At 72.2% G+C, this 25,544-nt stretch carries 19 protein-coding genes; 4 read left to right on the forward strand and 15 right to left on the reverse strand.

What is annotated here, in order from left to right; all coding sequences use genetic code 11:
- The first annotated feature begins 169 nt into the window (after nt 1-169).
- A complete protein-coding gene (manD, locus tag AB0B39_RS09940) occupies nt 170-1,378 on the forward strand; it encodes a D-mannonate dehydratase ManD (RefSeq protein ID WP_357492355.1) in 1,209 nt (402 codons plus the stop codon).
- Between the two features lie 46 nt (nt 1,379-1,424).
- Here manD and AB0B39_RS09945 read toward each other — a convergent pair whose 3' ends face one another.
- The 7 genes from AB0B39_RS09945 to AB0B39_RS09975 all read right to left on the reverse strand — a co-directional run bounded on the left by AB0B39_RS09945 (nt 1,425) and on the right by AB0B39_RS09975 (nt 11,935).
- Nucleotides 1,425-3,563 carry an alpha-glucuronidase gene (locus AB0B39_RS09945; protein WP_357574045.1) on the reverse strand — a complete coding sequence of 713 codons (2,139 nt, stop codon included), beginning with the start codon at nt 3,561-3,563 and terminating at the stop codon, nt 1,425-1,427.
- A gap of 43 nt (nt 3,564-3,606) precedes the next feature.
- Nucleotides 3,607-4,293 carry a hypothetical protein gene (locus tag AB0B39_RS09950; RefSeq protein ID WP_357492359.1) on the reverse strand — a complete coding sequence of 229 codons (687 nt, stop codon included), beginning with the start codon at nt 4,291-4,293 and terminating at the stop codon, nt 3,607-3,609.
- Nucleotides 4,290-5,822, reverse strand: coding sequence for a xylan 1,4-beta-xylosidase (locus AB0B39_RS09955; protein WP_357574046.1), 1,533 nt, complete (start codon nt 5,820-5,822; stop codon nt 4,290-4,292). The genes AB0B39_RS09950 and AB0B39_RS09955 overlap by 4 nt, the downstream gene beginning before the upstream one ends.
- A 96-nt stretch (nt 5,823-5,918) precedes the next feature.
- Complete coding sequence (locus AB0B39_RS09960; RefSeq protein ID WP_357492363.1) at nt 5,919-7,562, reverse strand: extracellular solute-binding protein; 1,644 nt, start codon at nt 7,560-7,562, stop codon at nt 5,919-5,921.
- Between the two features lie 45 nt (nt 7,563-7,607).
- Nucleotides 7,608-8,546 carry a carbohydrate ABC transporter permease gene (locus AB0B39_RS09965; RefSeq protein WP_357492365.1) on the reverse strand — a complete coding sequence of 313 codons (939 nt, stop codon included), beginning with the start codon at nt 8,544-8,546 and terminating at the stop codon, nt 7,608-7,610.
- A complete protein-coding gene (locus tag AB0B39_RS09970; protein WP_357492367.1) occupies nt 8,543-9,535 on the reverse strand; it encodes an ABC transporter permease subunit in 993 nt (330 codons plus the stop codon). The genes AB0B39_RS09965 and AB0B39_RS09970 overlap by 4 nt, the downstream gene beginning before the upstream one ends.
- 9 nt (nt 9,536-9,544) lie before the next feature.
- A complete protein-coding gene (locus AB0B39_RS09975) occupies nt 9,545-11,935 on the reverse strand; it encodes a glycoside hydrolase family 3 N-terminal domain-containing protein (RefSeq protein ID WP_357492369.1) in 2,391 nt (796 codons plus the stop codon).
- Nucleotides 11,936-12,251: 316 nt separating this feature from the next.
- On the opposite strand from AB0B39_RS09975, the gene AB0B39_RS09980 reads away from it, so the two are divergent.
- The 3 genes from AB0B39_RS09980 (at nt 12,252) to AB0B39_RS09990 (ending at nt 15,778) form a co-directional block, all read left to right on the forward strand.
- Nucleotides 12,252-13,286, forward strand: a complete 1,035-nt coding sequence (locus AB0B39_RS09980; protein WP_357492371.1) for a substrate-binding domain-containing protein — start codon at nt 12,252-12,254, stop codon at nt 13,284-13,286.
- Nucleotides 13,287-13,300: 14 nt separating this feature from the next.
- On the forward strand, nt 13,301-14,311 hold the full coding sequence (locus tag AB0B39_RS09985) for an acetylxylan esterase (protein ID WP_357492373.1): 1,011 nt from the start codon (nt 13,301-13,303) through the stop codon (nt 14,309-14,311).
- A 270-nt stretch (nt 14,312-14,581) separates the two neighbouring features.
- On the forward strand, nt 14,582-15,778 hold the full coding sequence (locus tag AB0B39_RS09990) for a cellulose binding domain-containing protein (RefSeq protein ID WP_357574047.1): 1,197 nt from the start codon (nt 14,582-14,584) through the stop codon (nt 15,776-15,778).
- Between the two features lie 264 nt (nt 15,779-16,042).
- On the opposite strand, the gene AB0B39_RS09995 is transcribed toward AB0B39_RS09990, so the two are convergent.
- The 8 genes from AB0B39_RS09995 to AB0B39_RS10030 all read right to left on the reverse strand — a co-directional run bounded on the left by AB0B39_RS09995 (nt 16,043) and on the right by AB0B39_RS10030 (nt 25,539).
- Nucleotides 16,043-16,507, reverse strand: a complete 465-nt coding sequence (locus AB0B39_RS09995; RefSeq protein ID WP_357492377.1) for a MaoC family dehydratase — start codon at nt 16,505-16,507, stop codon at nt 16,043-16,045.
- Between the two features lie 16 nt (nt 16,508-16,523).
- Nucleotides 16,524-17,672, reverse strand: a complete 1,149-nt coding sequence (locus AB0B39_RS10000; RefSeq protein ID WP_357574048.1) for an acyl-CoA dehydrogenase family protein — start codon at nt 17,670-17,672, stop codon at nt 16,524-16,526.
- 60 nt (nt 17,673-17,732) lie between these two features.
- Nucleotides 17,733-20,519, reverse strand: coding sequence for an AAA family ATPase (locus AB0B39_RS10005; protein WP_357574049.1), 2,787 nt, complete (start codon nt 20,517-20,519; stop codon nt 17,733-17,735).
- A gap of 53 nt (nt 20,520-20,572) precedes the next feature.
- Nucleotides 20,573-21,184, reverse strand: coding sequence for a TetR/AcrR family transcriptional regulator (locus AB0B39_RS10010; RefSeq protein ID WP_234588875.1), 612 nt, complete (start codon nt 21,182-21,184; stop codon nt 20,573-20,575).
- Nucleotides 21,185-21,278: 94 nt separating this feature from the next.
- On the reverse strand, nt 21,279-22,046 hold the full coding sequence (locus tag AB0B39_RS10015) for an SDR family oxidoreductase (protein WP_357492383.1): 768 nt from the start codon (nt 22,044-22,046) through the stop codon (nt 21,279-21,281).
- 131 nt (nt 22,047-22,177) lie between these two features.
- On the reverse strand, nt 22,178-23,464 hold the full coding sequence (locus tag AB0B39_RS10020) for an ABC transporter substrate-binding protein (protein ID WP_357574050.1): 1,287 nt from the start codon (nt 23,462-23,464) through the stop codon (nt 22,178-22,180).
- 84 nt (nt 23,465-23,548) lie between these two features.
- The gene (locus AB0B39_RS10025) at nt 23,549-24,664 is read right to left on the reverse strand and encodes a branched-chain amino acid ABC transporter permease (protein WP_357574051.1); all 1,116 of its coding nucleotides are present in this window, start codon (nt 24,662-24,664) and stop codon (nt 23,549-23,551) included.
- On the reverse strand, nt 24,661-25,539 hold the full coding sequence (locus AB0B39_RS10030) for a branched-chain amino acid ABC transporter permease (RefSeq protein WP_355066448.1): 879 nt from the start codon (nt 25,537-25,539) through the stop codon (nt 24,661-24,663). Before AB0B39_RS10030 ends, AB0B39_RS10025 begins: the two co-directional genes overlap by 4 nt.
- Nucleotides 25,540-25,544: the final 5 nt, after the last annotated feature.

Here is a 25,544-nt window from a genome sequence, read left to right on the forward strand (position 1 = left end):
TCGGTGCAAGGGATTGGGCCGTCACCTGCACGCACTCCCCGCTCAGCAACACCATTCACCACCGGCAGCCGGCGGGATATTATCGGCACGTTCCCGATAGGCAGACCGCCCTCGCACGCACCCCCTGCGAGCGTCCTCACGCGACTCCCGCGGGCACGAAGGAGATCGAGTGAAGATCGTCGACGCCCGGGTCATCGTGACCTGTCCGGGCCGCAACTTCGTCACCCTCAAGATCGTCACTGACGAGGGCGTCACAGGCGTCGGGGACGCCACCCTCAACGGCCGGGAGCTGGCCGTCGCGTCGTACCTGCGCGACCACGTGGCGCCGCTGCTGATCGGCCGGGACCCGGCCCGGATCGAGGACACCTGGCAGTACCTGTACCAGGGCGCGTACTGGCGGCGCGGGCCGGTCACGATGAGCGCGATCGCCGCGGTGGACACCGCGCTGTGGGACATCAAGGGCAAGGTGGCGGGCCTGCCGGTCTACCAGCTGCTCGGCGGCCGGTCCCGCGAGGGCGTCACGGTGTACGGCCACGCCAACGGCGAAACCGTCGAGGAGGTCCTGGTCGAGGTCGCCCGCTACGTCGACCTCGGCTACCGGGCGGTCCGGGTGCAGTGCGGCGTGCCGGGCCTGCCCAAGACGTACGGGGTCAGCGCCGACAAGCTCTTCTACGAGCCGGCCGACGCGGCGCTGCCCAGCGAGGCCACCTGGTCGACGCCGCGCTACCTGGCCCACGTGCCCACCGTGTTCGCCCGGGTCCGCGACGAGTTCGGCCCCACCCTGCGGCTGCTGCACGACGTGCACCACCGGCTCACGCCCATCGAGGCGGCCCGGCTCGGCCAGAGCCTGGAGCCCTACGCGCTGACCTGGATGGAGGATCCGGTCCCCGCCGACCTGCAGGAGGGCTTCCGGCTGATCCGGCAGCACACCACCACCCCGATCGCCGTGGGCGAGGTCTTCAACAGCGTCTTCGACGCGGCGCAGCTCATCCGGGAACAGCTCATCGACTACATCCGGGCCACGGTGGTGCACGCCGGCGGCATCACCCACCTGCGTCGCATCTTCGACCTCGCCGCGCTGCACCACGTCCGCAGCGGCTCACACGGCGCCACCGACCTGTCGCCCGTGTGTATGGCCGCCGCGCTCCAGCTCGACATCTCGATCCCCAACTTCGGCCTGCAGGAGTACATGCGGCACACCGCGCAGACCGACGAGGTGTTCCCGCACGGCTACCACTACGCCGACGGCTACCTGCACCCCGCCGAGACCCCCGGCCTCGGCGTCGACATCGACGAGGAGGCGGCGGCCCGCTACCCGTACGCGCCCGCGTACCTGCCGGTGAACCGGCTGGAGGACGGGACCGTGCACCCCTGGTGAGCGCGCCGGCGCCGATGCTCCGGCCGGCCCGGCCGGGCCGGCCGGGTCAGTGGATGCGCCGCCCCCGCTCGTCGGGCACCCCGGACTTGCGGAAGAAGTACGTGTTGATCTGATCCCGCCACTCGGTGGCGCAGCGCAGCTGCTCGTCGAGGCGCTCGGCCACCCGTTCGTACACGGCCGGATCGATCATCCCGTTCAGGGTCTGCCACCGCCGCCGCATCACCGCCACCTCCTCGACGCCCGCGAAGTGGGTGTCGTAGATGTGCTGGATGACCGTGGAGCCGCTGTGCAGGACGTGCGTGTACGGGACGTGGTGAAAGAAGAGCAGCAGCTCGTCCGGGCAGGTGCGGGGCGACTCGTACACCTGCGCCCAGTGGGGCGGGTACTGGCCGGCGAAGCCGGTGCCCGAGGCGCGACTGCGGTCCACGCCGACGCCGTCCCGGTCGGCGAAGTGGTAGGTGCCCCACCGCGAGTACTCGTACCCGTCGACGTCGGGGCCGTAGTGGTCGCCGGGATGGACCATGAAGCCGACGCCCAACGGGGCGGTGTACCGCTCGTACGTCCGCCACGAGTCGTCCATGATCTCGTGCAGTGTCCGTCGTACCAGCTCCGGCTCGGCCGTCGCCGACGGCGGGAACGTCAACGTCATCCACTCGTCGAGGACCGCCGTCGGGTCGAGCAGCGGATCCCAGGCGAGCCGGCCGACCGTGTACAGGTTGGCCTGGGCCAGCGGGTGCCCCGTCCAGAAGGGGTCGTCGCCGGTGTTGGCGACGGCGACCAGGCCACCGCCCTTGCCGGCCTCCCCGGTGACCAGGTCGGCGATCGTCCGCCCGCCCGGGCCCCAGGGCTCGAAGCGCAGCACGTCGCTCCAGCAGGGCCCGAGGTGGCAGACGTGCCGCTGCTGACCCGTGTACTCCTGGGTGACCTGCAACTCGACAGCGATCCGGGTGGCCGGCATGGTGGCGAGCACCGGCGAGACCGGCTCCCGCGTCTGGAAGTCCACCGGGCCGAACTTCACCTGCAGGACCACGTTGGTGCGGAACCGCCCGTCGAGCGGGGCGAAATGGTCGTACGCCGCCCGCGCCCGGTCGGTGGAGCGGTCCCGCCAGTCCTGGTGGTGGTTGTAGACGAACGCCCGCCAGTGCACCACTCCCCCGTACGGGGCGAGGGCCTCGGCGAGCAGGTTCGCCCCGTCGGCGTGGTCGCGCCCGTAGGTGAACGGGCCGGGTTGCCCCTCCGAGTCGGCCTTCACCACGTAGCCGCCGAAGTCGTCGATGCGCTCGTACACCCGCCGGGTGGTGGCCGCCCACCAGGCGCGTACCTCCTCGTCGAACGGATCGGCGCTCGACAGTCCACCGAGAACCACAGGCGCGGCGAAGGTGACCGACAGGTGTACCCGGATGCCGTACGGGCGCAGCACGTCCGCGATCCGCGCCACGTCGCCGAGCCGGTCGGTGAGCAGCAGCGCCTCGGCGTGACCCACGTTGACGTTGTTCACCGAGATCGCGTTGATCCCGCTGGCGGCCAGCAGCCGCCCGTACTCCCGGATCCGGGCCAGGTCCCCGCGCGGACGGCCATCGGCCCAGAAGATCGAGCCGCCCGCATACCCCCGTTCGACCTGACCCATCACCGGGTGCACGGCCACGTTGTCCCAGTGGTTCAACATCCGGCGGCGCAGCGCGGGCCGGTGCAGCTCGGGTGGGCGGGCCGGGTCGAAGGCCGCCGCGCAGAGCCGTACGACGTGGAAGAGCCCGTACAGCAGGCCGGCGGGCGCGTCGGCGAGCACCACAGTCGTCTCGCCGGCACGGGCCAGCAGGAACCCCTCGTCGCCGAGCGTCGCACCGTCGCCCAGGTCGACGAGCGCCGCCTCCCCCGCCGACCGCGCCGCCTCGACCGCGGCGCTGGGCAGCTCGTCGGCGTCGCGCAGGGTGAGCACCAGGTCGACGTCGACGTCCCAGGAGGGCGAATGCCAGACCCGCCCGCCGTAGCGCGCGCAGGCACGGGTCACCTCGTCGAGGACGGTGTCGACGAGCAGCCCGTCGCCGTGCACGAGGACGCGGCGCGCGCCGAGCGCGCGGAACGCCTCCGGTGGGAGCCAGGCGGGGTGTACCCGCGGTTCCTCGATGTCGCCCGGCTCCGCCACGAACACCGGCTCCTCCAGGTGCATCGACTCGTGCGCGTTCACGCGTCCTCCCGGCCGAAGCGCACCTCGGCGGTCGCGGGCAGGCTCATGCGGTGAACTCCTTCCGGATCAGGTGGATCATCGGGTCGCCGACGCGCAGGACCGCCAGCACCACGACCGAGGCGAGCAGCACCAGGACGGCCTCGGAGAAGACCGCGGTGACCCCGGCCGCCGCGGCGAGCAGCAGGGCGTTGCCGACGGTGACCCCGGGGGTACGGACGAGAAAGTGCACGGCCAGGCGCAGGACGTCGCGGGTGCGGAACTCGAACAGTGAGGTGATCACCAGCGCGTTGGCGGCGCAGAGGGTCACCCCGACGGCGATCAGGACCAGCGGCACCACCCACCACCTCCCGAGGCCTACCGCATCTCGATAGGCGAGGTTCAGCGCGAGCACGGTTAGCCACAGCAACGTCGGCGCCCAGACCCGCAGCGCGCCCGTGGCGTTGCTCCGGTAGCCCCGCCAGAACAGGGCGGCGGGCCGCAGGTCCGTCAGGTCGGGCCGCTGGTGGCGCAGGGCGTACAGGGCCGCGCAGACCGCCGGACCGACCGGCAGCAGCAGGAGCGCGACAAGCGGCAGGTTGCTGGGGTCGCGGCCGAGCAGCAGCAGCGGGAGCAGGCCGGGCAGTGTGGTGACCAGGAGCAGCACCTCGACCACGAGCAGCGTGTAGACGCGGGACGCGAACCGGGACAGCGGCCCGTCGCCGAACTGCCGCCAGGCGTGCGCGGTGCTCATCGGTCGTCCCCCGGCTCGGCGCCCAGCAGGCCGTCGGCGTCCCACCACGGCGGGGTCTCGTCCACCACCGGAGTCAGTTCGAGGAGGGTGACCTCGTGCCGGCTGAGGGTGAGGTCCACCTCGACCCGGCCGGCGGCGACCGGCAGGGCACGGTGCGTCCGCGACGGTTCCGCCGCCTCCCGCAGCGCGTCGAGCTGCCGGACGCCCGGCGAGCGGGGGCGGCCCATCTCGGCCCACGCCGCCCAGGCGTTGCCGGCCTCCTCGCCGACCGACGAGCGGAGCAGGAACGCCGAGGTCGTCGCGGGCGAGCCGAGCGGAATCGACAGCGCCAGGGGGTGTCGGTCGGGTGCCGGTGACCGTCCGGTGACGTCCACCGGCGCCCACGCCAGCACGGCCACCCGCCCGTCGGGATGGCGGGTGACCAGGTGGTCGTCGCCGCGCGCCAGCACCTCCGGGCCGAGGCGGGCCATGAAGGCGTACAGGTGGTAGGTGGGTTTCTTGATCTGGCGGTGGGTGAGCAGGCCGAACCCGCCGTGGAACAGCGCGGTCGGGATCCCCGCCTCCTCGAACATGTCGCTGAAGGTCCAGTACGCGAAGGAGTCCACGAGGTCGCCGCCGGCGGCCAGCACGGGTGCGAGGTAGGCGGCGTGGAACGCCGTGTCGTGGATCGGGTTGTCCGGCCGGTAGGAGGAGTTGAACTCGGTGATGTGCACCGGCAGGTCCGCCAGCGCGGTGCCGGCCAGGTGCCGGCGCGGCGCGGCGAACTGGGTGAGCAAATCCGTGGCCGGGGCGAGGGACTGGTGGGTGCCGAACGGCACGTGCCGCGCCGGGCCGGAGGTGTACGCGTGCCGGCTGACGAAGTCGACGGGCACCTGCCGCTCGGTGACGAACTCGGCGAACGGCGCCAGCCACCCGTCCGCCCCGGGCGAGATCGCCGGGCCGCCGACCTGCAACGACGCGTCCACCTCCTTGACGGCGTGCGCGCTCACCTCGTACAGGTGGTGGTACGCGTCGCGGTCGGCGCCCGCCCAGAAGTCGGCGAGGTTCGGCTCGTTCCACACCTCGATCGGCCAGCCACGGACCTCGTCGATCCCGTACCTGTCGACCAGGTGGGCGACCGTGGCGCGGACCAGGTCGGCCCACTCCTTGTGGGACTCCGGTGGCGTGACGTTGCCCCGCCACCAGAACACCGTCTGGTCGCCCGACGCGAGGCCGCTGGGCATGAACCCCAGCTCCACGAAGGGGCGGATGCCCAGGTCGAGGTACGCGTCGACGACCTGGTCGACGTAGGTGAACGAGTGGTGCACCCGGCGCTCGCCGGCGTACTCGTACGGGCGGTGCACACCGACACCGTCGCTGAGCAGCCCGTGCCCGCGAATGTGCCGAAACCCGATGTCGCGTTGGATGAGCGCCAGCGAGTCCTGGTAGTCGCGGCGCAGGGCCAACTCGAAACGGCCGGTGCCGACGGCGAAGCGCCAGGCATCGGACAGGCGGCCCTGCGGATCCGCCGACACGGTCATGCGCGTCATCTCGTCCTCTTCGGTGCGGTGCGCGGCCGGTGCGGTGCGCGGCTGACGGTGCGCGGCCGGTCCGGTCGTGACGGGCACGACCGGACCGGCCGACGGTCAGCCGTGGTCCTTCTGGTACCTGTCGTACGCCTTGTTGACCATGGTCAGGTAGGCGTCCATGTTCTTGCCCTTCAACTCGGCCAGGTAGGCGTCCCACTGGGAGAGGTCGCGCTGGCCGAGCGCGAACTGCAGGGTCGCCTGGTAGACGGCGTCCTTCAGCGGTGTCTCCCACAGTGACGCCTGCTCGCGCTCCTCGTCGCTGAGGGGGTGCGGCGGGGGCACCGCGACCGGCGGACGGGCGTTCAGCACCTTCTGGAACTCCTGCTCCTCCGGGGAGAAGAAGCCCTGCACCAGCTCCGGCTTGCCACCGTAGGCGAACACGCCGTTGTAGAAGCCGAAGTCCTTCTGCAGATGCTTGGGTGCCTTCGGGTTCAGGCCGATGACGTTGACGTCGGGCGCGAGCTTGGGCTGGCCGGCGGCGTCCCGGACGAACGTCGTTCCCTCGACGCCCCACTTGGCGAACTCCTGACCGGCGTCGGAATACCAGAGCCAGTCGATGAACTGCATCATCGCCACGAAGTTCTTGCTCTCGCGGGCCTTCGAGGAGATCATCACGCCGTTCTCCAACCGGCTGGCGGGGTTGACCTCACCCGCCGGCCCGATCGGCAGCGGGATCTTGGCGATCTTCGCCTTGGGGTTGGTCTTGGCGAGGTCGGGCCGGTAGTCGTTCACGACCGCCTGCGCGTTGGCGCTGATCACGAAGGACTTGCTGTTGGCGAGCTTCTGCCGGGCCTGTTCGTCGGTCTGGGTGAAGCTCTCCGGGTCGAGCAGCTTCTCCGACACCAGCTTGTTGAGGTACTGGAGCATCTGCTTGTACTGCTCCGTGGCGCCGGTGTAGACGAACTTCTTGGCGTTCGCGTCCCAGGAGGTGTGCTGGAAGTTCCAGCCCGCGCCCTGCAGTCCGTACGACACGGCCAGGATGTTGAGCAGGTTGCCGGCCGGGTTGGGCTTGCTCCACCGGTCGGAGAACGGATACACGTTCGGGTACTTGGCCTTCATGGCCTTGAGCACCGTGTACAGCTCGTCCCAGGTCTTCGGCGGGCTCAGCTTCAGCTCGTCGAGGATGTCGGTGCGGATCGCCAGCGAGTAGTCCTGCCACGGCTTCTCGTGCAGGCCGGGCAGCAGGTAGAACTTGCCGTCCTCCTGACGTCGCGTGTCGATCTCGGGCTTGAGGTTCCACCGCGAGATCTTGTCCTGGAGGTTCGGCATGAGGTCCAGGTAGTCGCTGACCGGCAGGACCGCCCCGGAGGAGACGTAGGCGTCCTCCTGGCCGGGGTACGTCTTCGGGATGATCATCGGAGCGTCGCCGGCACCGATCAGCAGGCTGCGCTTCTGTTCGTAGTCGCTCAGCGGCACGGCGACCGGCGAGAGCGTGACGTTGGCCCGCGACTTCAGCTCGTTCCAGAAGAGCCAGTCCTCGCGCAGCGGGTAGTTCGGATGGTTGTTGTAGAGGATGGAGAAGGAAACCGGCTCGCTCGCCTTGAACTGCTTGCCGATGCCGTAGTCGGCCATCGCACCGGCCCGGTTCTCCGACAGGTCCTTGGCGTCGGACGAGTCCTCGCTACAGGCGGCGATACTGCTGGCCGCGAGCAGCGCGGCTACTGCCGCTGTCGCGGCGCGGCGCCACGATCGGTGGAGCATGGCGGTCCTTTCGGGTTCGGTGAAGGGAAATGGTGGACGTGCCGGTCAGCCCTTGACGGCGCCGAGCATCACGCCGCGGACGAAGTACCGCTGGACGAAGGGGTAGACAGCGAGGATCGGCAGGGTCGTGAGCACGATCGTCACGGCCTTGAGCGTCGCGTCGGCCTGCACCTCGTCGGCCTCGGCGATGACGCCGACGTTCTCCGCGCCGGTGGCCCCCGCGATCAGGTTGCGCAGATAGACGGTCACCGGCCACAGCTCCTGCTGGTCCATGTAGAGGAAGGCGGCGAACCAGGAGTTCCAGAAGGCAACGGCGTAGAACAGCACCATCGTGGCGACGATCGCCTTCGACAACGGCAGCACGATGCGCAGCAGGATGCCGTACGTGTTGAGCCCGTCGACGGCCGCGGCCTCCTCCAGGTCCGTGGGCAGACTCTCGAAGAACGCCTTCATCACCAGCAGGTTGAACACGTTTATCGCGTTGGGCACCGCGATGGCCCAGACGGTGTTCTTCATGCCCAGGCTGGTGACCAGCACGTAGTTGGGGATCAGGCCGCCGGTGAAGAACATGGTGAACACCGCGATACCGATCAGAGCCGTACGGCCGCGCAGGTGCTTCTTGGACAGCACGTAGGCGTAACAGGTGGTCAGCACGATCGAGATGACAGTGGCGACGACCGTGTAGAAGACGGTGTTGCGGTAGTTCGTCCAGAACAGCGAGTCGTTCAGCACCAGCCGGTAGGTGTCCAGGTTGAAGCCGCGCGGCACGAGGTTGACCTTGCCGGCGATGATGTACTGCTCGTCGCTGAGCGAGCGGGCCACGACGTTGACGAACGGGAACAGCGTCACCACCACGACGATGGTGAGCACTACCGCGTTGCACGCCTGGAACACGCGGTAGCCCCGGGTCGGGCGGATTCCGCGCGGCCGCGCACGCGCGGGCAGGTCGCTGCCGCTGGCCGTGTCGGCCGCGTCGACGGTCACCACAGGCTCGTCCCCACGGTGCGGCGGGCGATCAGGTTCGCCGTCAGGACCAGCGTGAGCCCGATGACCGCCTCGAACAGCCCGATGGCGGCGGCGTAGCTGAAGTTGCTGGACCCGAAGCCCATCCGGAACAGGTACGTGGAGAGAACGTCGGCGGTCGGATAGGTCAGCGGGTTGTAGAGCAGCAGGATCTTCTCGAACCCGACGGCCATGAAGCTGCCGATGTTGAGGATCAGCAACGTCACCATTGTCGGGCGGATGCCCGGCAGCGTCACGTGCCAGGTCTGCCGCCACCGGTTGGCGCCGTCGATCCGGGCCGCCTCGTACAGGTCGTCGTCGACCGTGGTGAGCGCGGCGAGGTAGAGAATGGTGCCCCAGCCGACCGTCTGCCAGACCTCGGACGACACGTAGATGGTCCGGAACCACTCGGCCCGTTGCAGGAACGGCACCGCGTCGCCGCCGGTGGCCTGCACGATCTGGTTGATGGTGCCGTCGACCGAGGTCAACTGCATGACCATGGCCGCCACGATCACGATCGACAGGAAGTGCGGCAGGTAGGACACGGACTGGACGAACCGCCGCAGGCGACGGGCGCGCACCTCGTTGAGCAGCAGCGCCAGGACGATCGGCAGCGGGAAGCAGAACAGCAGGGTCAGCGTCCCGAGCACCAGCGTGTTGGTGAAGACGTCCCAGAACGTCGGGTCGGCGAGGAACATCCGGAAGTACCGCAGCCCCACCCAGTACTCACCGAAGATGCTGCCGCCGGGCTTGAACCGGCGGAACGCGATGATGTTGCCGATCATCGGGAGGTACCGGAAGACGAGGAAGAACAGCAGAGGCCCGATGGCGAGCGAGTAGAGCTGCCAGTCCCGGCGCAGCGCCTGCCGCCAGGTGCGGCGACGGCGCGGCGCGCGGGGCGCCCCGACGGCGGCCTCCGCCGGAGCGCCGGGTGGCGCCGGTGGCGGTGGCCGTAACGTTCCGGATGTCATCCTCGCCTCCTATGCGGAGTGCGGTACGGCCACCAGGGGCTCGACCCGCACCGACGTGAGTAGTGCCCGCTGGTGGCCGACCTGGCGCTCGGGCCCGGTCAGCAGCAGCGCCACGGCCGCCGCCATCTCCCCGCTCGACCGCCCGAACCGCAGCTCCACCGCGCCGGGCTCGACGATGCGCCGGCCGGACCGACCGGTGAACGACGCGATGTCGGCAGGTACGCCGAACGTCACGTGCGCCTCCGCCCCGGGCTCCAGGGGCACCCGGGCGAAGCCGACGAGCCGGTTCACCGGGCGGGTGGTCTGCGCCACCGGGTCGTGCAGATAGAGCTGCACCACCTCGGTGCCGGCCCGGTCACCCGTGTTGCGGACGGTGATCCGCACCCGTACCTCGCCGTCGACCGGCCAGGCGGTCGTCCCGCCCTCGGTCCCGTCCGCCGGCGACACGACCGTGGCGTCGGACCACTCGAAGCTGGTGTAGCTCAGGCCGTGGCCGAACGGGTACGCCGCTGTCGTGTCGATCGAGGACACCTTGCTGCGGTGCCCGAGCGGCGGCGACAGGTAGGTGCCCGGCAGGCCGCCGGCGTCGCGCGGGACGCTGACCGGCAACCGCCCGGACGGGTTCACCGCGCCGATGAGCACCTCGGCGAGCGCCTGAGCGCCGAGTTGGCCGAGGAAGAACGCCTGCACCACGGCCGCTGCGGTGTCGAACTCCGGGCCGAGCGCGTACGGCCGGCCGGTCATCAGCACCAGCACGACGGGAGTGCCGGTGGCGAGGACGGCCCGGACGAGGTCGGCCTGCACCCCGGGCAGGCGCAGGTCGGCGGCGTCGCAGCCCTCACCGGAGGTGCCCCGGCCGAACATTCCCGCCCGGTCGCCGACGGCGAGCACACACACGTCGGCCGCGCTGGCCGCGGCGACCGCGGCCGGGATGCCCGAGGTGTCCTCGCCGGTGATGGTGCAACCCGGCTCGTGGGTGAGCAGGGGGACGCGGCGGGCCAGTTCCTCGCGCAGCGACGCGATGTCCAGGCCCATGCCGTGGTCGCTGTGGTTGACGCCGACGTGGTTGGGAAAGGAGTAACAGCCCAGCATGGCCATCGGATCGTCGGCGACCGGACCCACCAGGGCGACCCGGCTCGCGATGGGCAACGGCAGGACACCGTCGTTGCGCAGCAGGACGACGGACTCGCGAGCCAGGCGTACGGCGACGTCCCGGCTGGCCTCGTCGTCGAGGCGCAGGTCCGCGACGTCCTCGGGCAACTCGCGCCAATCCTCGTCGAGCAGGCCGAGCTCGATCTTCTGGATCAGCACCCGACGCAACGCCCGGTCGATCAGCGCCTCGTCGACCTCGCCGGCGCGGACGGCCTCCACCAGCGCGCCGCCGAAGGCGTCCACGGTGGGCAGCTCGACGTCGATCCCGGCGCGCAGGGCCAGGTGGGCGGCGTCGGCCGCGCCCTCGGCGACACCGTGCAGGGTCTGCAGGAACCGTACGGCGAAGTAGTCGGCCACGACGGTGCCGGTGAAACCCCACTCGTCGCGCAGCAGCCCGGTCAGCAGCTGCTCGTCGGCGGCGGCCGGCATGCCGTCGATCTCGGCGTAGGAGTTCATCACCGACCGCGCGCCGCCGAGGCGCAGGGCCATCTCGAACGGCGGCAGGATGACGTCGGCCAGTTCGCGGCGTCCCATCGACACCGGGGCGAGGTTGCGGCCACCCCGGGAGGCCGAGTAGCCGGCGAAGTGCTTGAGGGTGGCCACCACGCCGGCGTTCTCCAGGCCCCGCACGTACGCCGCGCCGGTCGTTCCCACCAGGTACGGGTCCTCCCCGATCGTCTCCTCGGTGCGGCCCCAGCGGTAGTCGCGGGTGACGTCGACGACTGGCGCGAGCCCCTGATGCACGCCCGCGGCGCGCATGGACCTGCCGATCCGGCCGGCCATCTCCTGGACCAGGTCGGGGTCGAAGGACGCGCCCCAGCCCAGCGGGGTCGGGTAGACGGTGGCCTGCCAGGCCGCGAACCCGGTGAGGCACTCCTCGTGCACCTGGGCGGGAATGCCGAACCGGCTGGCGGCGACGATCTGTGCCTGGGACGCCGCCAGCGACCGGGCGCCGAGCACCGGGTCGACAGGCGCGGTGCCGAACGGCCGGGTGAGCTGGCCCAGCCCGTGGGAGATGACGTCGTCCCAGGCCGGCGTCTCGGCGACCATGTCGGACTGGTGGGGAGCGACGCCCTCGCCGGAGGCGTCGGCGCCGACCCAGACGCCGACGAGCTGGGCGATCTTCTCCTGCACCGACATCAGCGGGAGCAGCGCCTCGGCCCGCTCGGCCGGTGACAGCCGCGCGTCCCGCCAGGGTGTGGCGTCGCGCGACGCCGGTTCGCCGTCGGCGGGCAGCTGACTTCTCATGCCGAGACCCCTTAGCTCCGGCCACGTTCCCGCACCCTCGTGGGACCGGTCCGTGGCGGACGGTGTGCGATCCGAAACTTTCCGGAAACCCAAGCAACCTTTTCGGCAACCTAAGTCCACCGCCGGGATGTAGTCAAGGGGCTCGATTGGTTGCGAGGCGGCTCCTTCGTACGGCCAGTGGCACCGCCCATAGCGCTCAGTCATGACCGGGCCCCAGAACCGCTGCGGCCGCGCCCGACCTGCGGCCACATCGACCGTCATGACCGGCTGGTCGTGTTAAGGTCTTCCGAAAATTTCGACGCTGCATGAGGCTGCGATGACAGAGCACCGCCCGCTCGACCCACCCGCCTCCACCACCATCGCGACGATCGCCCACGACGTCGGCGTGTCGGTGGCAACGGTGTCCAAGGTCCTCAACGGCCACGAGGATGTCGCCGCCGGCACCAGGGCACGGGTCGAGGAGAGTCTCGACCGGCACCGGTACCAGCGCCGTGCGCGGCGGTCGTCCGGCGCGGGGCGGATCGATCTGGTGTTCCACGAGTTCGACACCGGCTGGGCGATGGAGGTCCTGCGCGGCGCCGAGGCGGTGACCAGCATCGCCGGCATCGGCCTCGCGGTGTCCCAACTCGACGGCGCGCACCGGCCACCGCAACGGTGGCTCGACACGCTGCTCAGCCAACGCCCGCTGGGCGTGCTGCTCGTCCTGTGCCACCTGGCCGAGACGCAGCAACAGCAGCTGCGCCGCCAGGGCGTCCCGTTCGTCGTGATCGACACCGACAGCGCGACCTCGGCCTCCGTGCCCACCGTCGGGTCGAACAACTGGAACGGCGGCCTGCTCGCCGCTCGCCACCTGCTGGAGCTGGGTCACCGACGAAACGCCGTCATCTCCGGGCCGCCCGACGTGCTGTGCAGCCGGGCCCGCGCCGCGGGCTTCCAGCACGCGCACGAGGAGATCGGGTTGACCGTCGACCGCGAGCTGGTCCGCTACGGCAGCTTCTCGGCCGGCGCCGGGCACGCCCACGGGCTCGAGTTGCTGAGACGGCCGGACCGGCCGACGGCGATATTCGCCGGCTCGGACACCCAGGCCATGGGGGTGCTCCGGGCCGCCCGGCAGTGCGGCCTGCGGGTCCCCGAGGACCTCTCCGTGATCGGGTACGACAACCTGCCCGTCGCCACCTGGACCTATCCGGCGCTGACCACCATCAACCAGCCGCTGCGCGACATGGCGGGCATCGCCACCCAGATGTTGCTCGACCTGATCGCCGGCAATGGCCCGGCGACCAGCCGGATCGACCTGGTGACCGAGCTGGTCGTCCGGGAGAGCACCGCACCCCCCGCCCAGCAGCCCTGACCCTGCGAGGACCCGTGCCGTACTCCGACCCCGCCCTCGACGAGCTTGCGCGATACGTGCCGACCGTCGCCGAGCCCGCGGACTTCGACAGGTTCTGGCGGAACACCCTCGCCGAGGCGGCCGCCCGTCCGGTGCTGGTGGACGTCCGCCCCGAGCCCACCGACCTCCGCCTGCTCGACTCCTGGGACGTCACGTTCGCCGGCTTCGGCGGTGACCCGGTGCGCGCCTGGTACACCCGCCCCGCGGGCGTACCCGGACCGCTGCCGGCCGTGGTGGAGTACGCCGGCTACGGGCGCGGACGCGGCCTGCCGCACGAGCGGCTGACCTGGCCGGTCGCCGGGTACGCGCACCTGCTGATGGACAACCGGGGCCAGGCGGGGCAGCACGGCGCCGGTGACACGGCCGACCCGCACGGCAGGCCCGGCGGCCCCTGGCCGGCCACCTCGGGAATCCTCGACCCGCACGACTACCACTACCGACGTCTGATCACCGACGCGGTCCGGGCCGTCGACGCCGTACGCGCCCTGCCCGGGGTCGACGCGGACCGGATCGCCGTGGTCGGCAACAGCCAGGGCGGCGGCCTGGCCCTGGCGGTGGCCGGCCTCGTCGACGACCTCGCGGCGGTGCTGGCGACGGCACCGTTCCTCTGCGACGTCCAGCGCGCCATCACACTCAGCGACGTCTCGCCGTACGGTGAGATCGGCCGTTACCTGGCGGTGCACCGGGAGGCCGAGGACGCGGTCCGACACACTCTGTCCTACGTCGACGGGGTGACCTTCGCCCGGCGGGCGACCGCGCCGGCGCACTTCGGGATCGGCCTGCGCGACACCGTCTGCCCGCCGAGCACCGGCTTCGCCGCCTACAACCAGTACGGCGCCGCGGCCGGACAACCCGTCCCGCCCGAGCGGGAGATGCACGTCTACCCGTTCAACGGCCACGAGGGCGGCGAGGCCGTGCACGTCCGGCGGCAGCTGCGCTGGCTCGCCGCGCGGCTCGCGCCGACCGACACGACCGGCCGGGACTGACCGCCTCGTCCACTCCCGAGCATCGTCGACGTTCGATCCATTGCCGGTGTTAGCGATAACAAGCTATGGTGCGTCCAGGCGGGGTGCAGGGCACATCCCGGCCGGGGCTCATCGATCCGTCGCCTCCGACCGTCGATGACCAGAGCGTTCGACCAGCGGTGTGATGACGTCCGGGTTCCTGGTCCTCGCGCAGCTCACTCTCGCGTACCGCGCGGTTCCGCCTCGTCGGTGGGCCGCCGCTGTCGTGCTCCCACCACCTGAGGAAGCCCCATGAGCAAACCGACCCTTGGCAACCCCGTCCCCCCACCGCCCGCCACCACCGCGCCGACGTCGAGGCCCCGCCGGGCCCGACTGTGGTGGGCGGCCCTGGCCGCCGTCGCGGCCATGACCGCCGCCGTCCCGGTGGCGACGACGCCCGCGAGCGCCGAGTCCAACGGCGGGGTACGTGTCATGCCCCTCGGCGACTCGATCACCGACGGCTTCAACGTCGCCGGTGGCTACCGCATCGAACTCTGGAACCGGTTCGTCTCCGGCGGATACCGGATCGACTTCGTCGGTTCCGGGTTCAACGGCCCGGCGAGTCTCGGTGACCACGACCACGAGGGCCACTCCGGCTGGACCATCGCCCAGATCGACGCCAACATCGTCAACTGGCTGCGCGCCACGAACCCGCGGACCGTGCTGCTGCACATCGGCACCAATGACATGTACGGGGACACGTCCGGCGCTCCGGCCCGCCTGGCCACCCTGGTCGATCGCATCACCAACACCGCACCGAACGCGGACGTGTTCGTCGCGACGATCATCCCGAAGTCCGGCGCGGACACCCAGGTCCGCGGCTACAACGCGGCGATCCCGGGGATCGTGCAGACCCGGGCCGCCGCCGGCAAGCGCGTCCACCTGGTCGACATGTACCGCGCGCTGACGCTCAGCGACCTGGCCGACGGCGTACACCCCAACGCCACGGGTTACCGCAAGATGGCCGTCGCCTGGTACGACGCGCTGCGCACGGTGCCCGGCAGCATCGGCGGCGACACGCCGCCGACCACCGCGCCACCGACCACCGCGCCACCCACCACTGCACCGCCGACCACGGCACCGCCCACGACCGCGCCGCCGACCACGGCACCGCCCACGACCGCGCCGTCCGGGGGATGCCGGGTCACGTACACGGTCAACGCCTGGAACAACGGGCTCACCGCTGCCGTGTCGGTGACCAACATCGGTAGCAGCGCGGTCAACGGCTGGGCGCTGACGTTCACCCTGCCCAGCGGCCAGACCATCACCGGCGGCTGGAACGCCAGCTACTCCCCGTCGAGCGGGGCGGTGACCGCGAGCAACGTCTCGTACAACGGCACCATCGCCCCGAACACGTCTGTCGACATCGGCTTCCAGGCCACCCACACCGGCAACACCGGCCGGCCGTCCGCCTTCGCGCTCAACGGCACCGCCTGCGCGGTCGCCTGACCTTCGTACCGGCAGCGGGACGCGGGGGCGGGCACACCTTCCCCACACCCTTTGCTCTGCTTCAACCCACGCAACACAAACGGGCTCTCACTGTTGCGTCGGTTGAAGCAGAGCAAAGGGCCCGCTGGTGGTCCTTGACCCCGCGCCGGTAACGCCAGGCAGCGCAGCGCAAGCAGCGGCGGCGCAACCAACGCGGCGCCGCTCGGGGCCGGACAGACGACGGGCTGCGGGGGCGGCGACAGAAGTCGCCCGCCCCCGCACCGGTCAGCGGCTCGCCTCGCCGTAGAGGCGGCTCACCGTCTCGGCGACGCACACGGGCTTGCCCCCGGCGTCACTCTCCACCGTCACCGCCGTGACCATCTGCACCCCACCGCTGACCGGTGACACCTCAGCGATGACGGCGGTGGCCCGCACGGCGGCGCCGACCCGCAGCGGCGCGGGGAAGCGCACCCGGTTCAGCCCGTAGTTGACTCCCATCGCGACCCCCTCGACGCGGTACAGCCGACCGGCCAACGCCGGCAACAGCGACAGGGTCAGGTAGCCGTGCGCGATCGTGGCGCCGAACGGTCCGGCCGCCGCGCGCACCGGGTCGATGTGGATCCACTGGTGGTCGTCGGTGGCGTCGGCGAAGAGGTTCACGCGGTCCTGCTCGATCCGCTGCCAGGGGCCGGGCCCGAGGGTCTCGCCGACCGCGGTGGTCAGCTCGTCGACAGAGGTGAAGACTCGCATCCGGATGTCCTTTGAGCTAGAAGGCGTTGACGCCGGTGAGCGCGCGTCCGATCAGGAGCTGTTGGATCTGGCTGGTGCCCTCGTAGAGGGTGGCGACCCGCGCGTCGCGCAGGTACTTGCCGACCGGGTACTCGTCGATGTAGCCGTACCCGCCGAAGACCTGGACCGCGTTGTTGGCCGCGCGGACGGCGGCCTCGCTGGCGAAGAGCTTCGCCATCGACGCCTCGGTGGCGAACGGCTGGTCGCGGTCGATCAGGTCGGCGACCTGCCAGACCAGCAGGCGGGCGGCCGCCGTGTCGACGGCGATGGCCGCGAGCAGCTGCTGGACGAGCTGGTGACCGGCGATCGGCTTGCCGAACTGGGTCCGCTGCCCGGCGTAGCCGACCGCCGCGTCGAGGCACCCCTGGGCGATGCCGACGCAGCCGGCCGCCACCGACATCCGTCCCTTGGCGAGGGTGGCCAGGGCCAGCCGGAAGCCGGCGCCCTCGGCCCCGAGGCGGGCGGCGTCGGGCACCCGTACGTCGTCGAGACGCAGCTCGCCGGTGGCCTGCCCGCGCAGGCCGAGCTTGCCGTGGATCTCGCGGCGGGTCAGGCCCGGACTGTCGGTGGGCACCAGGAACGCGGTGATCCCCCGGTGGCCGGGACCGCCGGTGCGGGCGAAGATCAGGGCGACGTCGGCGGTCGTGCCGTTGGTGATGAACGTCTTCGTGCCGGTGAGCAGCCAGTCGTCGCCGTTGCGGACCGCGCGGGTGCGCAACGCGGCCGCGTCGGATCCGCTGTCCGGCTCGGTGAGCCCGAAACAGCCGAGCACGGCCCCGGAGCAGAGCCGGGGCAACCACTCGGCCCGCTGCGCGGCCGACCCGTGGGCGGCGATCGACTTGGCGACCAGGCCGAGTGAGACGGAGACGATGCCACGCACGGCCGAGTCGCCCCGGCCCAGCTCCTCAAGGACCAGGCAGTACGCGAGGTGGTCGCCGCCGGAGCCACCGTCGGACTCGGGGATGGTCAGCCCGAGGAAGCCGAGGTCGCCGAGCTTGCCGACGATGGCCGGGTCGACCGACTCGCGCCGATCCCACGCGGCGGCGTGCGGCGTCAACTCCCGGTCGGCGAACTCGGCGGCGAGCTGACGGACCGCCGTCTGCTCGGCGGACAGGGTGAGCTCCATGACGGATAAACTAGCGGTGATAGTTTACGCCGTCCAGACCGGACCGTCCCCGTTGCGCGCTCACCTGTCGGAGGCCAGACCGGCGTGCGGCTCGGCGGCGAAGGTACGGGCCAGCTCGGTACGGGAGCGGATGCCCAGCCGGTGAAAGACGTTGCGCAGGTGGTGGTCGACAGTGCGGGTGGACAGGAACATCCGGGCGGCGATCTCCCGGTTGGTCGCGCCCTCGGCGACCAGTTGCGCGATCCGCAGCTGCTGACCGGTCAGCAACCGCGCCGCCGGCAGGTCCGGCGGACCGACCGACTCCCCGGCGGCACGCAGCTCGGCCGTGGCCTGCTCGGCCCAGCGATCCGCGCCGAGCAACGTGAACGTCTCCCGGGCCTGGTGCAGGTGCCCCCGGGCGTCCCGCGGACGCCGGCTGCGCCGCAGCTCCTGACCGAAGAGCTGCTCCGTGCGCGCCCGTTCGAACGCGCCGTCCTCCGTCGGGTGCAGTCGCAGCGCGGTCCGGAACTCCTGCTCCGCCTCGACGCCGCCCCGGGGCGCGAGCAGCGCGTGACACCGGGCCGAGAGCGCCCGCCGCAGCGGGCTCGCGGTGCTGCTCGCCCACCTGTCGAAGGCGGCGAGCGCGGCCGTCGCCGCCGGCCGGTGCGGCAGGTGGGCCGCCGCCTCCACCAGGTACGGGGTCGCCATCACCTGGACGAGCACCTGACCCCGGCCGGTGCCGAGCCGGGCCAGCGACGCCAGTCGGGCCGCCGCCTCGGCGTGCCGACCGTCGACGAGGTCGAGCACGGCCAGCGCCCACCCGGCGAGCGCGTGTGGTCGGCTGCCCGGCGTCGGCGTCGGGCCGATCTCGCGGATCCATCGCAGGCTGGCCTCCCGGTCGGCCCGGACGGCGGCCAGCACGGCGAGCATGCCCAGGTGGACGTTGGCGCAGTTGAACTGCCCGGTGGCGCGGGCGACCCGCAGCCCGTCACGGGAGGTCTCCGCCGCCGCCTCGTGCCGCCCCAGCCAGTACTCGGCGACCGCGCGCAGCTCCAACGCCCGGGACAGCATGGACAGCTCGCCCCGCTCCCGCGCCAACCCGACGGCGCGCTCGGCGAGCCGGTGCGCGGCGCCGTCCACGGCCACCACCAGCCCGGCCGCCGCCGCGCAGCTGAGCGCGGTCGGGGTCAGCGCCGGCCCGGCCAACCGGCCGCCCAGCACGACGGCTCGGCGTAGCGCGGGCCCGGCCCGCTCGTGGTCACCCCGCAGCGTGGCGGCCACCCCGGTGACGAGGCAGCCCGTCAGCTCCACGGCCGGCGGGTCGTTCGGGTGCCGCAGAGCCGCCGCCCGGCGGCCGACCTCCGCGTACCGGTACTGGTCACCGGCGAAGCACACGGCCTCGCCGGCCCGCGCCAGCGCCTCCATGGCCACGGCACGGTCGGTCCCGGCCACCGCACGCGCGGCGGACACCAGCGTGGCCGCCGCGCCGGCGGCGTCGTCACAGCGCAGTTGCAGCTCGCCGCGCAGCAGCCCGGCGTGGCCGGTGACGGTCGGGTCCGCGCAGGTCGCGCGGAGGCGGTCGAGCAGGAGTCGGGCCTCGCCGGGTTGCCCGGCGGTCCAGGCGTAGCGGGCGGCGGCGAGCAGGCGCGCGGCGGCGTCGCGCGGGTGGTCGCTGAGCGCGGCGGCCCGGCACAGCGCGGCCGACGCCACGCCCCAGCTGTCGCGTCCACCGGCCGCCGCTCGCTCCAACTCGTCGGCGAGGGCCGGGTCGGTGCCCGCCGTCGCGGCGGCGAGGTGCATCGCCCGCAGCAGCCGCTGCCCGTCCGGGTCGAGAACCTCCGCGAGCAACCGGTGCGCCGCGCGCCGCTGGGCCAGCGGGGCACCGGCCGCGACCATCGTGCGGGCCAGCGGCTGCGCGAACGTGACTCCCCCGGGCTCGACCCGGACCAGCCCGGCGGCCTCGGCCGGTGCGAGCACCTCGACTGCCAGGCCGGCGGCGTCGGCCGCGCGCACGAAGGTCGCCGGTTCGTCCGAGTCGTCGAGCGCCGCGAGCAGCAGCATCCGGCGGGTATCCGGCGGCAACCGGTCGAGCCGGGCCCGGTAGGCGCGGGCCAGTGCGCCATCCGCCGGCGGCGCGGCCGGCAGGGGCTCCTCCCCGCGCCACTGCCCGGGACTCAGCGCCTCGGCGAGGTCCACGAGAGCCTGCGGGTTGCCACCGCCGACCGCGGCGAGCGTGGCCGCGACCGGCGCGGCGGGTCGCTCGGGTAGCCGGTCGGCCAGGACGGCGATGCTGTCCCGCTCGCCCAGCGGCGGCAGGCGGTGCGCCGCGATGCCGTCGACGGTGGCGGTGACGTCCGCGGTGAGCAGGACGGCCGCCGGCAGGTGCCGGAGCCGGCGGGCGACGAACGCCAGCACCTGCGCGGTCTGCGGGTCACCCCGGTCGACGTCGTCCATTGTGGCGAGCAGCGGGCGCTCCCGGGCGGCCGCGGCGAGCAGACCGAGGACGGCCACCGACAGGGCCAGCCGGCGCTCGGGCGGGCAGCCCTCGCCGTCCAACGCCCGGCGCAGCAGGTGCCGGCGCGGCTCGGGCAGGGCGGCGGCCCGGTCGAGCACCGGATCGAGCAGGCGTTGCAGGCCGGCGTACGGCAGCGTGGCCTCCTCGGGCAGCCCGGCCCCGGCGAGGACTGTGCAGTCCTTCGCGTACCGGTGGGCGTAGGAGAGCAGCGCCGTCCGGCCCGAGCCCGGCTCGCCGTGAAGCAGCAGAGCCCCGCCGCCGCCGGGCACACCGTCGAGCAGAGCCCGGATGGCCCGGCACTGGTCGTCCCGGCCGCGCAACACGGTTATTTGCACTGAGTATGCAGTAACCATGCGTCCCAGTGTTACCCATCGGTCACCGGATGGAAAGAGGGGACGAGCCGGGATCAGTCGGTCGTGACCTCGGCCAGCAGCGCGCCCACCGTCCGGGACATCACCGCGCGGGCCTGGTCCACGCCGAGCCCGAGGCCGTAACGCAGCATCGACCAGGCCGGCCACATGCTCGCCGCCACCAACGCGTTGAGCAGCTGTTCGCGCCCCCGCCCGGCCTGCGCCAGCTCGGCGGCGAAGAGGTGCTCGACCTCGTCGCGCACCCGGTCGATGTGCTTGAGGCGGTTGCGGTGCAGCTGGTCGGAGACCGGCTCGCGCATCTGCGCGGCCCGCGCCGACGGCGCGATGAGCTGGAGCAGCCGCGCCCGCTGCCGGCAGTACGCGTCGACCCGCTTGGCCAGCGGCAACGCGGGCGAGATCGGCCGGTAGGCGGCATCCTGCTGGCGCAGCACCTCGGCGCCGCTGGCCTCGAAGAGCGTCTCCATGTCCTTGAAGTTGGTCCAGAGTGTGCGCAGCGAGATGCCGGCCCGTTCGGCGATGCGCTCCCCGGTCGGCCGCAGGTCGCCCTCGGCGATGAGCGCCAGGTGCGCCTCGACGATGGCTGCCCGGGTGCGCTCGGCCCGGGCCGTCCGCCCGTCCACCCGCCCCGGGGCCTCGACCCTGTTCATCCGCCCCCGCCCCTTCACCGCCACGACGTCGCCCGGCTCCCCGCCGAGTCTAGACAGGCGATGATCAGGCACCGGCGAGCGTGCACGGACGGTGTCATCCGGCCCGGCCGGCCAGCGTGACGCCACCGTCGCAGACGATCGTCTGCCCGGTGATCCAGGCGGCGTCGGGGCCGGCCAGGAAGGCGACCGCGCCCGCCACGTCCGGGGCGACGCCGAGCCGGCCGAGGGGGTACCGCGCGGCGACCTCGTCCTCACGACCCTCGTAGAGCGCCGCGGCGAAGCGGGTCTTGACCACACCGGGGGCGACGGCGTTGACCCGGATCGTCGGCCCCAGCTCGACGGCGAGACCTGCGGTGAGGTGGATGAGCGCCGCCTTGCTCACGCCGTAGAAGGCGATGCCCGGCGACGGCGCGAGGCCGGCGATCGAGGAGACGTTGACCACGCAGCCGCCCCGCTCGGTCATGCCTGCGGCGCAGACCTCCTGCACCCAGCCCAGCGCGGCGACGAGGTTGACGTCGAGGATCTTGCGGGCGGCGGCCAGGTCCAGCTCGACCAGCGGGCCGTGCACGGGGTTGATGCCGGTGTTGTTGACCAGCAGATCCACCGGCCCGAACGCCGCGCCGACCTGCCGCACCGCCTCGGCCCGGTGCTCGGGGTCGTCGGCCCGGCCGGGCACGGCCACGGCGTACGCGGGGCCGCCGAGGGCGACGACCGCGTCGGCGAGCGCCTCGGGGCGGCGGGCGGTCAGACCCACCCGGACGCCCTCGGCGACGAGGCGTTGGGCGATGGCCAGGCCGATCCCGCGACTGGCGCCGGTGACGATGGCGACCCGACCGGCGAGTCGACCTGAAGTTGCATCCACAGTGCAGATAGTAGGAGGACTGATCGGTGTCGGTCAACGGCCGGCATCCGGCACGGCGCACCGGGTCCGGGCACTGTCGTACGACCCGGAGGCGGTGACCCCCGGGTCGTACGACAGCGATGGCGGGCCCGTCAGGAGACGGTGGGCACCCCGTTCGCCGGCGGCGCGACCGGCGCGGCGGTGTACTCGGTGACCGGGCCGTCCCCCTCGTCGGTCTCGTACGTCGGCCCGAAGTAGCTCTGCACTCCCCCGCTCACCCGGCTCAACCGCTGCCCGCCGTAGCCGGAGTGGTCGTCGGCGGAGAAGCGCAGCGGCGCGAGCCCGGGGCCGGTGAAGCCGCCCTTCTGGACCGCGTCGAGCACCTTCTCGCGGGTGAGGTCCTTGCCGGCGGCGAGCAGCACCTGCACGAAGAGGTAGCCGACCGACATGCCGTAGACGGTGTTGCCGTCGAAGGGCGCGTCACCGTTGTGCGTCTTGTTGATCTTCGTGAAGAGCTGGATCCACGGGTTCGCGGTGTCGTTCTGCATCGGCAGGTAGTTGGTGCCGACCATGCCCTCCAGCAGCGGGGCGGCGGCGCCGAGCTGCTTGGCCAGGGTCGGGTGGTCGGCGCCGACGTTGGAGACCAGCCACTGCGGCTTGAAGCCCAGCCGTGCGGCGGTGCCGATGGACAGCGCGGTGAAGCCGGGCACGGTCGCCAGCATGACGACCTGACAGCCGGCCGCCTTGAACGCGCCGATCTGCGGCGCGACGTTGGTGTTGCTGGTGACGTACGTCTGCTTGACGGCCACCGCCCCCGCGCCGAGCACCTTCTCCACGCCGGCCAGGCTGTCGCGGCCGAAGTCGTCGTCCTGACCGAGGAAGCAGACCTTGCGGCCGGCCAGGTTCGTCTTCGCGTAGTTGGCCAGGATCTTGCCCTCGATCGTGTAGTCCGGGTTGAAGCCGAACGTGCCGGGATACTTGTCGGGCTGGTCCCAGCTGCGGCTGCCGGATGCGACGAAGAGATCGGGCACCCGGTTGCTCTTGAGGAAGTCGAGCACACCGGTGTGCGTCGGCGTGCCCAGGCCGTTGAGGACGGCGAAGACCTTGTCCTGCAGGACGAGCTGGCGTACCACCTGCTGGGTGTTCGCCGGGTTGTAGCCGTCGTCCATGATCTTGTAGGTGATCTTGCGGCCGTGCACGCCGCCGTTGGCGTTGACGTAGTCGAAGTACGCCTTCGTCGCCGGGGCGATCTTGGAGTAGCCGGCCGAGGCCGGCCCGGTGAGCGGCATGTGGGTGCCGACGACGATCTCGGTGTCGGTGACCCCCGGCACCGACCCCCCGCCGGAGGTGGGGCCGTCGTCGCCGCTGCAGCCCGCGGCGGTGACGAGCAGGGCGATGGTGCTGGCGATCGCGAGACCGCGTCGTGCCGTACGGTGCATGGGAAACACCGACCTTTCTCGGTCCGGTTCTTCTGGGAACGGTGTGGTGGTGAGGCGCCCGGCCGAGGCCGGGCCGGGGACAGCTCAGGAACGCCGCGCCGGCCAGCGGGCCAGCAGCCCTCGGCCGAGACGGGACAGCAGACCCTGCACACCGCCGGGCGCGGCGATCATCACGACGATCAGCGTGACGCCGAAGATCGCCAACGGGAGGTTGCCCTCCAGCCGCTGCGCCACCGCCGGCGAGAGGGTGAGCAGCTCGGTCACGGAATGGGTGAGATCGGGCAGGGCGACCAGCAGCACCGCCCCCCACAGCGCGCCGGCGAGGCGACCGAGGCCACCGATCACCACAGCCATCAGCAGGAAGAGCGACAGGGTCAACGAGAACGCCCCGGGCGAGACGCTCTGCGCGAGCATCGCGAGCAGACCGCCGCCGAGCCCGGCGGTGGCGGCACTGACCACGAAGGCGAGAACCTGCGTGCGGGCCACGTGGATGCCCGCGAGCCGGGCCGCCACCTCGTCGTCGCGGACCGCCCGGAAGGTCCGCCCGTACCGGCTGCGGACCAGGTTCGCCACCAGCAGCAGGGCCAGCAGGGTGGCAGCGCCCGAGAGCCAGAGCTGCCACCGCTCGTACGGGAAGTACGCGCCGAGCGCCAGCGGCGGCGGCTCCACCGGCACCGACAGCCCCTGCTCGCCGTTGAAGACGCCGTCGAAGGTGACGGCCAACGCCGGCACCACGACGGCCACGGCGAGCGTCACCCCGGCGAGGTAGGGCCCGCGCAGCCGGGCCGCCGCCACACCTACCACCGCGCCTACCGCGACAGTGCCCAGGACGGCCGCGACCAGCGACAGCGGCAACAGCCAGCCGCCGGTCAACCCCCGGTCGGCGAACGCGTTCTGGCACAGGGCCACGGTGTACGCGCCGGTCGCCATCAACGCCCCGTGCCCCAGCGACAGCTGACCGTTGAGCCCGGTGAGGACTGTCAACCCGGCGGTGGCGCAGAGATACGCCGCCACGGTGGCGAGCTGGAAGTTGCGGAACGGCTCGACGGCGTAGCTGACCGCCACCAGCACCAGCCCCACGACGAGCAGCACGGCGAGGTGCCGCAGCAGCGTGGAACCGCGACGCCCGCGGTCGAGGGGACGATCGCCGGTCTCGGCGGCCCGCTGCCTCGGCGGCAGGGCCGCCCGGGTGGCGCTCACACCCGCCTCGCCGCGACCGGGGCGAACAACCCGCCGGGCCGGACCAGCAGCACCGCCAGCAGCAGGACGAGCACGGCGAGGGGGGTGAGGTCGCTGCCGGCGTACCCGCTGACGTAGGAGAGCAGCAGACCCACCACCAGGCCACCGACCACCGCGCCCGGTGGACTGTCCAGCCCGCCGACCACCGCCGCGGTGAACGCCGAGACGAACACCAGGTCCATGGCGTGCGGGTGCAGGCCCAACTCGGTCGGGATGACAAGCATCGCGGCGAGCGCGCCCACCCCGGAGGCGAGCGCCCAGCCGAGCGTCAACATCCCGCCGACGTTGACACCGAGCAGACGGGAGACCTCCGGTGCGAAGGCCGCCGCGCGCATCCGCAACCCGACAGCGGTACGCGCGAACATCCAGGCCAACGCGCTGACCACCACCCCGATCGTGGCGAAGACGAACAGGTCGTACGGCGACAGCACGGCGACCCCGCCGACGGTGAGGGCGGACCGACTGAACGGGACGTCGGCGGGTCGGAACTCGTTGCCGTACACCATGCCCAGCACGGCCTGGAGCACCAGCACCAGCCCGAGCGCGACGATCACCGGGTTGAGCGGCGACGCGTGGTCGACGTGCCGCATCACGACCCGGTCCACCAGCGCGCCGAGCAGCAGGCCGGCGACGATCGCGACCAGGAAGCCGAGCCAGTAGGAGCCGGTCGCGGCGGACACCGAGTACGCGACGTACGCGGCGGCGACGGCCATCGCCCCCTGGGCGAAGTTGACGACCCGCGCCGCCCGCCAGATGAGCACCAGCGCCAGCGCGAACGCGGCATACACCGCGCCCCGCGACAGACCGTCGACGGTGAGGAAGACGAAGCGGTCCAACAGTC

The organism is Micromonospora sp. NPDC049114 (assembly GCF_040648635.1).
GTDB lineage: Bacteria > Actinomycetota > Actinomycetes > Mycobacteriales > Micromonosporaceae > Micromonospora.